Raw genomic sequence first — 12,453 nt, 5'->3', positions numbered from 1 at the left:
GCAAAGGGAGAATTGCAATGGCTTTATATGATCCTAGTCTTGAAAAAGACAACTGTGGATTTGGCTTAATTGCACATATGGAAGGCGAACCAAGCCACAAGTTGGTTCGTACCGCAATTTCAGCACTTGATCGCATGACACACCGAGGTGGTATCGCCGCTGATGGTAAAACAGGCGACGGGTGTGGTCTTTTACTACAAAAACCAGATTCCTATCTACGTCTAATCGCCGAGGAAAATGGCTTTAAACTCGGCAAACAATACGCCGTGGGGATGATTTTCTTCAATCAAGATCCTCTCAAAGCTCAACACTCAAAAGAAATCATTAATCAAGAACTTGCTAAAGAAACCTTGACCGTATCAGGCTGGCGAGAAGTGCCAACCAATGCTGCAGTTCTTGGTCCAATCGCCGCAGATTCACTGCCCAATATTCAACAGGTATTTATCTCTGCTCCCGCAGGTTGGCGTGAACGCGATATTGAGCGTCGCCTCTACATAGCTCGGCGACGGATTGAAAAGCAGATCGTCGACGACAATGAATTTTATATTTGTAGCCTTTCAACTCAAGTAATGGTCTATAAAGGGCTATGCATGCCCGCTGACTTACCTAGATTCTATTTAGACCTAGCAGATCTACGCATGGAATCAGCTATCTGTTTGTTCCACCAGCGCTTTTCTACCAATACCCAACCACGTTGGCCACTGGCTCAGCCATTTAGATACTTAGCTCACAACGGCGAAATTAATACCATTCAAGGTAATAGACAGTGGGCTCGTGCGCGTGCTTATAAGTTCTCATCTCCGTTATTGCCCGATTTACAAACAGCCGCCCCTTTCGTCAATGAAACGGGTTCTGATTCATCGAGCTTAGATAACATGCTCGACTTGTTCTTAGCCGGTGGCATGGATATCTTCCGTGCGATGAGAATGCTGGTTCCACCTGCTTGGCAAAACCACCCAGATATGGACCCAGATCTACGAGCTTTCTATGACTTTAACTCTAAGCATATGGAACCGTGGGATGGTCCAGCGGGTATTGTACTCTCAGATGGTCGCTATGCTGCTTGCAACCTAGACCGCAACGGCCTACGTCCGGCTCGCTATGTGATCACCAAAGATAAGCTAATTACCCTCGCCTCTGAAGTTGGTATCTGGGACTATGCGCCCGATGAAGTCGCTGAAAAAGGTCGTGTTGGCCCAGGCGAACTCTTAGTGGTGGATACGCGCCACGGCAAGCTTTGGCAATCTAGCGAAATCGATAACGACTTAAAAGGACGCCATCCATATAAAGAGTGGATGGACAACAACGTCCGCAAGCTAACGCCATTCTCAGAGCTGCCCGAAGATCAAGTCGGCGAGCGTAGCTTTGATGACGATCAGCTAAAAACCTACCAAAAACAATTTGCCATGAGCAACGAAGAGATCGATCAGGTGATTCGTGTTCTTGGCGATATGGGCCAAGAAGCGGTTGGTTCAATGGGCGATGATACGCCAATGGCGGTACTCTCCTCAAAAGAGCGTTTGATCACTGATTATTTCCGTCAGAAATTTGCTCAGGTAACCAACCCTCCAATTGATCCGCTGCGCGAAAAGCATGTCATGTCATTGGCGACCAGTATTGGTCAAGAGATGAACGTGTTTTGCGAAACCGATGGCCACGCTCATCGTGTCACGTTTGACTCACCAGTACTGCTCTATTCTGATATGCAGCAATTGCTTGATCTTAATGACGATCATTACGGCCACTCAGTGCTCGACATCAATTACGACCCACAAGAAAAAGATCTTGAGAAGGCGATTTTAGATCTTTGTGACCAAGCAGAGAAAGTCGTTAAGAGCGGATCGGTTTTGGTGGTACTTTCCGACCGTGAGTTAACCAAAGGCCGACTGCCGATTCCAGCAGCAATGGCAGTCGGCGCGGTTCAAACTAGACTGATCGATGCCAATCTACGCTGTGATGCGAATATTATTGCCGAGACTGGTACAGTAAGAGACCCGCACCAATTTGCAGTACTACTCGGTTTCGGTGCCACTGCAGTCTACCCATATCTGGCTTATGAAGCCTTGGGTAAAGTGATTGATGAAGGTGGGATTGATAAGAGCTATCGCGAAGTGATGCAAAATTATCAATACGGCATCAATAAAGGCTTGTACAAGATCATGTCTAAGATGGGCATATCGACGGTCGCTTCATACCGTTGCTCACAACTCTTTGAAGCGGTCGGTTTAAGTCAGGAGGTCGTTGATCTCTGTTTCAAAGGCGTGACAACCCGTATCCAAGGGGCAAACTTTGAAGACTTCGAACAAGACCTCTACAACTTATCTCGCAAAGCTTGGGCCAAACGTAAACCAATTGATCATGGTGGCTTACTGAAATATGTTCACGGTGGTGAATATCACGCCTACAACCCAGATGTTGTTGGTACACTGCAAACCGCGGTGAAATCTGGTCAAGCTTCGGACTACAAGAGCTTTGCCAAACAAGTCAACAACCGTCCAGCGGCCATGCTACGTGATTTAATGCGTCTGAAAAAGTCAGACTCCCCATTAGCACTAGAAAAAATTGAGCCAAGTACAGAGTTGTTTAAGCGCTTTGATTCAGCTGCGATGTCAATTGGTGCACTCAGCCCAGAAGCTCACGAAGCGCTGGCAACCGCCATGAACCGTTTAGGTGGTTACTCCAACTCGGGTGAAGGGGGGGAAGATCCACGTCGCTTTGGTACCGAGCGCAACTCGCGGATCAAACAGGTCGCGTCGGGTCGATTTGGTGTAACGCCGCATTACCTCACTAATGCAGATGTGCTGCAAATAAAGGTCGCACAAGGGGCAAAACCCGGTGAAGGGGGTCAGCTACCAGGGCACAAAGTCACCGCTGAGATTGCTAAGCTGCGTTACTCGGTGCAAGGCGTTACCCTGATTTCACCACCGCCACACCACGACATTTATTCAATTGAGGATTTAGCTCAGCTAATCTTCGACCTTAAACAAGTCAATCCAAAAGCGCTGGTTTCCGTCAAACTGGTATCTGAGCCAGGCGTCGGTACGATCGCCACTGGTGTCGCGAAAGCTTATGCTGACTTGATCACTATCTCTGGCTATGACGGTGGTACTGCAGCAAGCCCGCTGACCTCAGTCAAATATGCAGGTAGCCCTTGGGAACTAGGTCTGGCAGAAACTCAGCAAGCGCTAGTCTCCAACGGACTGCGTCATAAGATTCGTCTTCAGGTCGACGGCGGCCTTAAGACGGGGCTTGATGTGGTTAAAGCGGCGATACTTGGCGCTGAAAGTTTCGGTTTCGGTACGGCACCTATGGTTGCCATGGGCTGTAAGTTCCTACGCATTTGCCACCTCAACAACTGTGCGACTGGTGTTGCAACTCAAGATGACACACTACGTAAAGAGTACTTCAAAGGCCTCCCAGAGATGGTGATGAACTACTTTATTGGTCTTGCTGATGAGGTACGTGAACTGCTCGCGGAACTTGGTGTAGAAAAGCTCACTGATTTGATTGGTCGTACGGATCTACTTGAAGCCGTTGAAGGCATGACGGCGAAGCAGAGTAAACTCGATCTCTCTGGCATCCTTGAAGCTCCGGTTTCTCCACAGAACCATCCGCTGTATTGGACAGAACCAAATACGCCTTTCGATAAGGGCGAGTTAAACCAGAAGATTATTGACGATGCGTTAACCGCTGTTGAAAAGCAGCAAGCGGCAGATTTCTTCTACAACGTCATCAATACTGATCGCTCAATTGGCGCTCGCCTATCCGGTGAGATTGCCAAACGTTACGGTAATCAAGGTCTGGCTGCGACCCCGATTAAGTTGCACTTAGACGGTACGGCTGGTCAATCCTTTGGAGTTTGGAACGCAGGCGGGGTTGAACTTTATCTAACTGGTGATGCGAATGACTACGTTGGTAAAGGCATGGCCGGGGGGAAAATTGTCATCAAACCGCACCAAGGTACTGCCTTTAAATGTAACGAAGCGACCATTATTGGTAACACCTGTCTCTACGGTGCAACAGGTGGCAAATTGTTTGCAGCAGGTACGGCTGGTGAGCGCTTCGGTGTACGTAACTCGGGAACCATAGCTGTGATTGAGGGCGCTGGAGACAACGCTTGTGAATACATGACTGGCGGTATTGTCGCGATACTTGGCGCTACAGGGGTTAACTTTGGCGCGGGTATGACGGGCGGATTTGCTTACGTCTTGGATGAAAACGATGATTTCCAAGGTCGAGTGAATCAAGAGTCTGTTGACGCAGTTGCGCTTTCAGAACTCTATATTCATCAAGAACATTTGCGTGGTCTGATTGCCGAACATCTTGAAGAAACAGGCTCTGTGCATGCGGAAAACATCTTGGCGAACTTTGACGAATGGATTCCTAAGTTCTACCTAGTGAAACCACAGGCGGCAGATTTAAATACTCTGCTTGGTCACCAAAGTCGCAGTGCCGCAGAATTGCGCGTTCAAGTCCAGTAAATCATGGAGGATGTTTGAATCATGAGTCAGAACGTATACCAATTTATCGATGTACAACGTGTAGATCCTGCGAAAAAACCGATTAAGATTCGCAAGATTGAATTTGTCGAGATCTATGAACCTTTTACCAAACAGCAAGCGACGGCTCAGGCCGATCGCTGCTTAGATTGTGGTAACCCATACTGTGAATGGAAGTGTCCGGTTCACAACTACATTCCTCAATGGCTCAAACTTGCCAATGAGGGACGTATTATCGAAGCGGCTGAACTTTCTCACCAGACTAATAGCCTGCCTGAAGTGTGTGGACGAGTCTGTCCTCAAGACAGACTGTGTGAGGGCTCTTGTACCCTAAATGATGATTTTGGTGCGGTCACCATAGGCAATATCGAAAAGTACATCACAGATAAAGCTTTTGAAATGGGCTGGAAACCAGACATGTCAAAAGTCGAATGGACAGATAAGAAAGTCGCCATCATAGGTGCAGGCCCAGCAGGTCTTGCTGCAGCCGATATCTTAGTTCGCAATGGTGTCAAACCAGTGGTATTTGACCGCTACCCTGAAATCGGTGGCCTACTCACCTTTGGTATCCCTTCTTTCAAACTAGAGAAAGGAGTGATGGAGAATCGCCGTCGTATATTTAGCGATATGGGGGTTGAGTTCCAGCTCAATACTGAAGTCGGTAAAGATATTCAGATGCAGCAGCTAGTTGATGAATATGATGCTGTCTTTCTTGGCGTCGGCACATACAAAAACATGCGTGCGGGGTTAGAGAATGAAGACGCTCCGGGTGTCTACGATGCCCTGCCGTTCCTAGTATCTAATACTTATAAAGTGATGGACCTAAGCGACGATAAACCTTTTATCGATATGGCGGGTCAAAAAGTCGTGGTATTAGGTGGCGGTGATACAGCTATGGATTGTGTGCGCACTTCAATTCGTCAAGGCGCGGCCAACGTGATTTGTGCCTATCGCCGAGATGAAGCCAACATGCCGGGTTCACGCCGAGAGGTCAAAAACGCCAAGGAAGAAGGGGTTAACTTTATGTTTAACCTCCAACCTCTTGGCCTTGAAATAGACAACACTGGCAAGGTTAGTGGCGTTAAAGTGGTAAAAACCGCACTAGGTGAACCTGATGATGCAGGTCGTCGCCGTCCAGAGCCCGTTGAAGGCAGTGAGCATGTTCTAGAAGCTGATGCCGTCATTATGGCGTTTGGCTTCCAGCCTCATCATATGAACTGGTTAGAGCCATATGGTGTCGAGCTTGATCAGTGGGGCCGCATTAAAGCCCCTTCAGAGCAAGAATTTATGTTCCAAACTAGTAACAAGAAGATCTTTGCCGGTGGTGATGCTGTTCGCGGTTCTGATCTGGTCGTGACGGCCATCGATGAAGGACGCAAAGCGGCGGAAGGCATTCTCGATTATCTAGAGCTCTAAACGTCAGCCAACGTCAAAAAGGATCCATAGTGTGGATCCTTTTTTTATTTCCAACATATAATTGATTTTCATAACAGAAAATAATTAAAGGCATTCAAGATGAAGAAAGTCGCTCTCCTTTCGATCACTGTTTTGGGTTTAACCGCTTGTAGCCAAGGAGTAGAAAATATGACCGATAGAACCGCTTCCCCTTGCGGTGAAACACCTAACTGTGTTTCAACCCAAGACAATCGTCCCGAGCATAATCTCGCGCCATTTGAACTCAATGATGGCGTAACCTTAGATCAAATCGAAGCTGTGGTACTCGAACAGCCGAGAACCAAAACAGCCGAAAAAGCGGATGACTACTTAAGGGTTGAGTTTACCAGCAAGATCATGCGCTTTGTTGATGACCTTGAGCTAAAAATCGAAGGAAATAATCTGATCGTTCGCTCTGAATCACGTACTGGCCGCTCTGATTTTGGCGTGAACCGCAAGCGCGCCGATACACTTAGAGCAGTTCTGACTGAGGCGAAATTGGTTAAGTAATCTCTTACAAAGGAATGGCATTTCTTACGCAAAACACCGGTAATTGAAGCCAATGTAAACCCGCAAGGCTAAACGACCATGCCGAGTAAATAAGTTTTGCTTCACAAATACCGCACCTTCGCAAAGCTTGTCGTACTTGGGCTAGAACTGGATGTGGTGATCTTTGTGGCTATTGCGGCAAGTATGCGCAGAAATTGCTCTGCGCGTACTCCGCCAGTCAAGCCCACCTCAAGCGACTTGGATAGCAATAGTTATAAGAGTTATCAGGTTAAGGCACTGGTATAAAAAAACCGAAGCATCAGCTTCGGTTTTTAATGTCCAATAGTAACAGTGTTACTCAGCTTCTTCGCGGAAAACCACTAAGCGCTTAGGAGCAACCTTACCGTCATCGTTCACTTCCGCAACGCCGATAAAGAGCTTTTCTTCACCAGAAGTCATGCGTAGTGGCGACCCTTCTGGTGCGCCAAATACCTGAACGGGCATACCGTGTTGAACTAAATCTGTTAGCTCAGCATTTAAGTTCACTTCTGGTAAGTCTTCGACCGCAGTATCCATAGGTAACAACAGGGGATCAAGTAGCTCTTTCGGAGCCACCTCATCACGATGCGCTTGTTCAAGAAGCTCGTTGAGCTGCTCTAGAGTCACCATCTTCTCATAAGGATATTTCGCCACACCTGTACGACGCAGCATAGTTACGTGTGCACCACAACCTAGCATCTCACCAAGATCATCAACGATAGTACGAATGTAAGTCCCTTTTGAGCAGTGCACTTCCATCTCAACCTCATCGCCTTCGAAACGATGCAGAACTATCTCATATACCGTGATTTTACGAGATTCACGCGGAACTTCGATGCCTTTACGTGCATATTCATACAGCGGCTTGCCTTGATACTTCAAAGCCGAGAACATGGATGGCACCTGATCAGATTCACCACGGAACTTATCAATGCAGGCTTCAAGCTGTTCAAGGTTCACATTAACTGGACGTGTTTCAACCACCTCACCATCAGAATCTGACGTATCGGTACGCTGCCCCAGTTTAGCTATCACTCGGTAACGCTTGTCAGAATCTAATAGAAACTGAGAGAACTTGGTCGCTTCACCAAGACAAATTGGCAGCATACCTGTCGCTAGGGGATCCAGAGCACCGGTATGACCTGCTTTCTCCGCAAAGTAAATACGTTTTACTTTTTGCAGTGCATCATTAGATGAAATGCCTGTTGGCTTATCCAAAAGGATAACACCGTTAATTGGACGACCTTTACGACGACGAGCCATTACTCTTCACCTGCCTGGTCTTCTTCACGACCTGCGTCATGCTGCTTGCGCTTATCTTCGTTAACCACTTCTGACACTAAGTTCGACATACGCATACCTTCAACTAGGGTATTGTCGTAGTAGAAACGAACTTCAGGTGTTAGACGCAGGCAAATGCGCTTACCTAGCATCATGCGAATGTGAACTTCATGTTCACGCAGTGCTTCTAGGCAAGACTCTGGTGTTTGTTCACCAACACATAGGAAAGTAACGAATACTTTTGCGTATGCTAGGTCACGTGACACTTCTACATCAGAAATGGTCACCATACCTAGGCGAGAATCACGAACTTCGCGCTGAAGGATCATCGCAAGTTCTTTTTGCAGCTGTTGTGCAACACGCTGCGTGCGGCTAAATTCTTTTGACATATCTTTTCTCTTATTAGAAAGAATGGGGGGATGGATTAATTCCAGCCCCCCATGGCGTATTCAACAACCAATTACTACTTATCCATCAATGAGTAAGCCAGTAATGTTAGTCAATTAGTCAAGAGTACGTTTAACTTCTACGATTTCGAATACTTCGATTTGGTCACCAACGCGAACATCATTGTAGTTCTTAACGCCGATACCACACTCGTAGCCGTTCTTAACTTCTTGAACGTCATCTTTAAAGCGACGAAGTGATTCTAGTTCACCTTCGTAGATAACAACGTTATCACGTAGTACACGGATAGGGTTGTTACGCTTAATCAGACCTTCAGTAACCATACAACCAGCGATTGCGCCCAGTTTCGGTGACTTAAATACGTCACGTACTTCAGCAAGACCAATGATCTCTTGCTTGAATTCAGGAGCAAGCATACCGCCCATTGCTTGTTTCACTTCGTCAATCAATTGGTAAATGATTGAGTAGTAACGTAGGTCTAGGTTTTCGTTCTCAACTGTACGACGCGCTGTTGCATCAGCACGAACGTTGAAGCCAAGAATGATTGCATTCGATGCTGCTGCAAGTACTGCGTCAGTTTCAGTGATACCACCAACACCAGAGCCTACGATGTTCACTTTCACTTCATCAGTTGAAAGTTTACGTAGCGAGTCAGCAATTGCTTCAACAGAACCTTGTACGTCAGCTTTAAGAACCACGTTGAGTTCAGCAACTTCACCAGCTGTCATGTTAGAGAACATGTTCTCTAGTTTCGCTTTCTGCTGACGTGCTAGTTTCACTTCACGGAATTTACCTTGACGGTAGTTCGCTACTTCACGTGCTTTACGCTCGTCACGTACAACTGTTGCTTCATCACCAGACGCTGGTACACCAGAAAGTCCTAAAATCTCTACTGGGATAGATGGACCAGCCGAAGTCACTTCTTGACCGTTCTCATCGCGCATTGCACGAACACGGCCGTATTCTTGACCACAAAGAACGATATCGCCTTTGTTAAGCGTACCTGATTGAACAAGTACCGTTGCAACTGGACCGCGACCTTTATCAAGACGAGATTCAACCACAACACCAGACGCCATACCGTCTTTAACAGCCGTCAGTTCAAGAACTTCGGATTGTAGCAGGATAGTTTCTAGCAGACCGTCGATGTTTGTACCCTGTTTCGCAGAGATGTGAACGAACATGTTCTCACCGCCCCACTCTTCAGGAATAACGTCGTACTGAGCTAGCTCATTCTTAACGTTATCTGGGTTTGCGTCTTCTTTATCGATCTTGTTCACTGCAACAATCAGAGGTACGCCTGCCGCTTTCGCGTGCTGGATTGCTTCGATTGTTTGTGGCATTACACCATCGTCTGCCGCAACAACAAGAACAACGATATCTGTCGCTTGAGCACCACGAGCACGCATAGCGGTAAACGCTGCGTGTCCTGGAGTATCAAGGAAAGTGATCATACCGTTATCAGTTTCAACGTGGTATGCACCGATGTGCTGTGTGATACCGCCCGCTTCACCCGAAGCAACATGCGCTTTACGGATGTAGTCAAGTGTCGACGTTTTACCGTGGTCAACGTGGCCCATGATAGTGACTACAGGTGCACGATGAACTGCTTCTGCGTCGCTATCACGATCAGATAGTACCGCTTCTTCTAGCTCATTCTCTTTACGCAGAATAACCTTGTGGCCCATTTCTTCAGCAACAAGTTGTGCTGTTTCTTGGTCGATCACTTGGTTGATCGTCGCCATCGCGCCCATCTTCATCATCACTTTGATGACTTCAGTGCCTTTCACTGACATTTTGCTTGCCAGTTCAGAAACAACAATTGTTTCACCGATAACAACGTCCGCTTTTGCTACAGTAGCAGTCTTATCAAAACCTTGTTGCATAGAAGCTGGTTTTGCTAGTTTGCCTCTGTTACGACCGGCTTTGCCGCCACGTTGGTTACGGCTATTACGTGCCGCTGACTCATCATCTTTGTTCGAAGGTTTGCTCTTCTTCTTCTTACGACGACCGCCTTCTTCTTTGCGATCCGCAGCATCTTCAGCTTCACGAGCATAAGAAGAAGTGGTTACGTGATAGTCAGAATTCTCTAACTCTTTCTTCTTCTTCTCTTCTTCAGTCCAACGAGCTTCGTTTTCTTCCGCTAGCTTACGAGCTTCTTCGACAAGTTTAGCCGCTTCTTGCTCTGCTTTACGTTGGGCTTCTTCTTCCTGACGACGCTTCAGCTCGTCAGCTTCTTTCTTAGCTTGCGTATTAGCTTCCGCATTTTTTGCATTCATGTCTTTCTTAGCCTTATCAGCTTGTGCGCGTTTGGCCTTATCTTCAGCTTCGCGTTTTGCATCCACTTCTTGCTTCGCTTTTTCTTCGGCCTCGCGTTTTGCTTTCTCTGCAGCTTCACGTTTCGCTTGCTCTTCAGCCTCACGCTTCGCAAGCTCTTCAGCTTCACGCTTCGCTGTTTCCTCAGCCTCACGTTTCGCGTCGTCTTCGATAATGCTGCGCTTCACATACGTGCGCTTTTTACGCACTTCTACTTGAACATCCTTACTCTTGCCACCACCAGCATTAACGCTCAGTGTGCTGCGAGTTTTACGCTGTAGAGTTAGGCGAGTTGGCTCAGTGTCACCCGACGTGTCGCCGTGCTCTTTCTTAAGGTGAGTCAAAAGTTTCTGTTTTTCTTCATCAGTAACTTGATCACTACTCGCTTTCTTCATACCCGCGTCAGCAAGTTGTTCAATCAAGCGGTCCACTGGTGTACCAATTTCTTCACTCAGTGCCTTAACAGTAATTTGTGTCATCCGCTTCCTCCTTGCTGAAATTATGCGTCTTCGCCGAACCAACAAATGTTACGAGCAGCCATGATTAGCTCACCCGCACGTTCTTCGGTTAGACCTTCAATACCTTCTAGGTCATCAATACCCTGATCAGCTAGATCTTCTAGTGTTGCTACACCTTTAGCCGCCAGTTTAAATGCCATCTCACGCTCTAGACCTTCTAGTCCAAGTAGGTCTTCAGCAGGTTCTAAACCTTCGAAAGACTCTTCTTGTGCAAGAGCAAGAGTTGTTAGTGCATTCTTAGCACGATTACGTAGTTCTTCTACTAGGTCTTCATCAAGACCATCAACTTCAAGTAGCTCATTGACTGGTACGTAAGCCACTTCTTCTAGAGTCGAGAAACCTTCTTCAACAAGTAGTTGAGCAAAATCTTCTTCGATATCTAAGTGCTTCATGAAGCTTTCAATTGCAGCTTGAGACTCTTCTGCATGTTTCTTATGCAGGTCTTCCACTGTCATTACGTTCAGTTCCCAACCTGTTAGTTGAGATGCAAGACGTACGTTTTGGCCATTACGACCAATAGCTTGCGCTAGGTTGTCTGCTTCAACAGCGATATCCATCGCATTGGCGTCTTCGTCAACGATGATAGATGCAACGTCAGCCGGTGCCATTGCGTTGATAACAAATTGCGCTGGGTTATCATCCCAAAGCACGATATCGATACGCTCGCCACCCAGTTCACCCGAAACAGCCTGAACACGTGCGCCACGCATACCAACACACGCGCCCACAGGGTCAATACGCTTATCGTTGGTTTTCACTGCAATTTTGGCACGAGAACCTGGATCGCGTGCCGCACCTTTCAGCTCGATGATTTCTTCAGCGATTTCAGGCACTTCAACACGGAATAGCTCTTCTAGCATTTCAGGTTTAGAGCGAGTAATAAACAGTTGGAAACCACGGGCTTCTGGCGCTACTTTGTAAAGTAGGCCACGAACACGGTCACCTGGGCGGAAGTTTTCACGTGGTAGTTGGTCGTCACGTAGGATAACGGCTTCTGCGTTATTGCCTAGATCAAGAACAACTGTTTCACGGTTAACTTTCTTAACCACACCTGTTACTAGCTCACCTTCGTTGTCGATGAACTGCTCAACGATTTGTGCACGCTCAGCTTCACGTACTTTCTGTACGATAACTTGCTTAGCTGTTTGAGTCGTAATACGGTCAAACGTGACTGACTCAATGTCATCTTCAACGTAGTCGCCTAGTTCGAACTCTTCGTTTTCAAACTTAGCAGCTTCTAATGAAATTTCTTTTGTTGGGTGCTCAACTTCTTCAACAATCAACCAACGACGGAAAGTTTCAAACTCACCCGTTTTACGGTCGATTTCAACACGAACATCGATTTCCATTTCGTGCTTCTTCTTAGTAGAAGTTGCTAGAGCAATTTCTAGGGCTTCAAAGATACGCTCACGAGGTACCGCTTTCTCGTTCGATACCGCTTCTACTACCGCTAAAATTTCTTTACTCAT

General features: G+C 46.9%; 7 protein-coding genes. 3 read left to right on the top strand and 4 right to left on the bottom strand.

From position 1 onward, the window contains the following. The first annotated feature begins 17 nt into the window (after positions 1–17). From gltB to TW81_RS13930, 3 genes are all read left to right on the top strand, one after another. A complete protein-coding gene (gene gltB / locus TW81_RS13940; RefSeq protein WP_045956340.1) occupies positions 18–4,481 on the top strand; it encodes a glutamate synthase large subunit in 4,464 nt (1,487 codons plus the stop codon). 21 nt (positions 4,482–4,502) lie between these two features. Continuing rightward, entirely contained in the window at positions 4,503–5,915 is a 1,413-nt protein-coding gene (locus TW81_RS13935; RefSeq protein WP_045956339.1) for an FAD-dependent oxidoreductase, read from the top strand. A 99-nt stretch (positions 5,916–6,014) separates the two neighbouring features. Continuing rightward, positions 6,015–6,443, top strand: coding sequence for a DUF1499 domain-containing protein (locus tag TW81_RS13930; protein ID WP_045956338.1), 429 nt, complete (start codon positions 6,015–6,017; stop codon positions 6,441–6,443). A 333-nt stretch (positions 6,444–6,776) separates the two neighbouring features. On the opposite strand, the gene truB is transcribed toward TW81_RS13930, so the two are convergent. The 4 genes from truB to nusA all read right to left on the bottom strand — a co-directional run bounded on the left by truB (position 6,777) and on the right by nusA (position 12,453). Further along, on the bottom strand, positions 6,777–7,724 hold the full coding sequence (gene truB / locus TW81_RS13925; RefSeq protein ID WP_045956337.1) for a tRNA pseudouridine(55) synthase TruB: 948 nt from the start codon (positions 7,722–7,724) through the stop codon (positions 6,777–6,779). After that, positions 7,724–8,131 (bottom strand): 30S ribosome-binding factor RbfA, encoded by a 408-nt coding sequence (rbfA, locus tag TW81_RS13920; RefSeq protein WP_045956336.1) that lies wholly within the window; start codon positions 8,129–8,131, stop codon positions 7,724–7,726. The genes truB and rbfA overlap by 1 nt, the downstream gene beginning before the upstream one ends. 114 nt (positions 8,132–8,245) lie before the next feature. Further along, complete coding sequence (infB, locus tag TW81_RS13915) at positions 8,246–10,945, bottom strand: translation initiation factor IF-2 (RefSeq protein ID WP_045956335.1); 2,700 nt, start codon at positions 10,943–10,945, stop codon at positions 8,246–8,248. 20 nt (positions 10,946–10,965) lie between these two features. After that, positions 10,966–12,453, bottom strand: coding sequence for a transcription termination factor NusA (nusA, locus tag TW81_RS13910; protein WP_045956334.1), 1,488 nt, complete (start codon positions 12,451–12,453; stop codon positions 10,966–10,968).

The sequence above is a fragment of the Vibrio galatheae genome (assembly GCF_000967545.1).
GTDB classification, from domain to species: Bacteria; Pseudomonadota; Gammaproteobacteria; order Enterobacterales; family Vibrionaceae; genus Vibrio; species Vibrio galatheae.
Note: the sequence above shows the minus strand (reverse complement) of the source record. Positions and strands in the feature narration are given on the sequence as shown.

Excerpts from the sequence above, each read along its gene's own strand:
- TW81_RS13930 (WP_045956338.1), top strand. The coding sequence starts at position 6,015 with ATGAAGAAAGTCGCTCTCCTTTCGATCACTGTTTTGGGTTTAACCGCT.
- TW81_RS13935 (WP_045956339.1), top strand. The coding sequence starts at position 4,503 with ATGAGTCAGAACGTATACCAATTTATCGATGTACAACGTGTAGATCCT.
- rbfA (WP_045956336.1), bottom strand. The coding sequence starts at position 8,131 with ATGTCAAAAGAATTTAGCCGCACGCAGCGTGTTGCACAACAGCTGCAA.
- truB (WP_045956337.1), bottom strand. The coding sequence starts at position 7,724 with ATGGCTCGTCGTCGTAAAGGTCGTCCAATTAACGGTGTTATCCTTTTG.
- infB (WP_045956335.1), bottom strand. The coding sequence starts at position 10,945 with ATGACACAAATTACTGTTAAGGCACTGAGTGAAGAAATTGGTACACCA.
- gltB (WP_045956340.1), top strand. The coding sequence starts at position 18 with ATGGCTTTATATGATCCTAGTCTTGAAAAAGACAACTGTGGATTTGGC.
- nusA (WP_045956334.1), bottom strand. The coding sequence starts at position 12,453 with ATGAGTAAAGAAATTTTAGCGGTAGTAGAAGCGGTATCGAACGAGAAA.